The organism is bacterium (assembly GCA_024228115.1).
GTDB lineage: Bacteria > Myxococcota_A > UBA9160 > UBA9160 > UBA6930.
Window position 1 is genome coordinate 1 of record JAAETT010000444.1, and the last position, 775, is coordinate 775.

A 775-nucleotide genomic window follows, 5' to 3' on the forward strand; every position below is an offset into this window, starting at 1 on the left:
CTGGAGCGCAGTGGTGATGGACCGGATCTTGTTCTCCTTGTCCTGGACACTCCACTCTGATCGTTCAGAATCTGACTGGTTGACACCGGCCATCTCGAGGATGGCCTTGGGTACGAAGCGCTGGAGCTCCGCCTTCTGCTCGGTGGTCAGGGGTTCGCCTGCGATGGTGTTGTAGAGCAGGAACTCGAATGCCTGATTCTGGCGGTAGGAGTCTCCCATCTCTAGAAAGTCCTCTATCCGTAGGGCCGGTGTGCCCGCCAACTCAAGGTCACCCTTCAACTCATCGAGGCTGCTCCCGAGTTCGTAGCTCAGGCCGTTCATGTTCCTGGTGATCTGATCCGGGTCGTTCAAGTCCTTGGTGACCGTCATCCCGAGCAGGGTGTTGAGCAGGCGTAGCCGGCCCTGGTTGCGGTCGGGGCGCTCTGGGTCTTGAAGGACGCCCAAGGACTCGTAAGTTCCGGAGTACTCCAGCTCCCTATCGAGCTTGCCCAAGGCAGGGATTACAACATCGGTGAGACGAGTCACGCTGTCCACCCAGTTGCGGTCCACGTCGCTCAGGTCACCACCAATGAATAGGTCCTGGCCACTCCACATCTCGGCCGTGGTCTTGATCCCCTCAACGGGTCCACCTGATAGCAGGCCCAAGGCGTCACCCAGCTGGTCACGGAACAGCTCTGTGCGCTGGTCCTTCTGGAAGTCACTGTCTGCTGCCTGCATCAGGCCCCACGCAGCGGGCAACTTGAGGAACGCAGCCAGTGCATCCACAGTGTCAGCC

Annotated in this window: 1 protein-coding gene; it reads right to left on the reverse strand. The window is 59.9% G+C overall.

Features of this window, described 5'->3' with window-relative positions:
• On the reverse strand, positions 1-775 hold a 775-nt coding region (locus GY937_19355; GenBank protein ID MCP5058864.1), incomplete at both ends, for a hypothetical protein.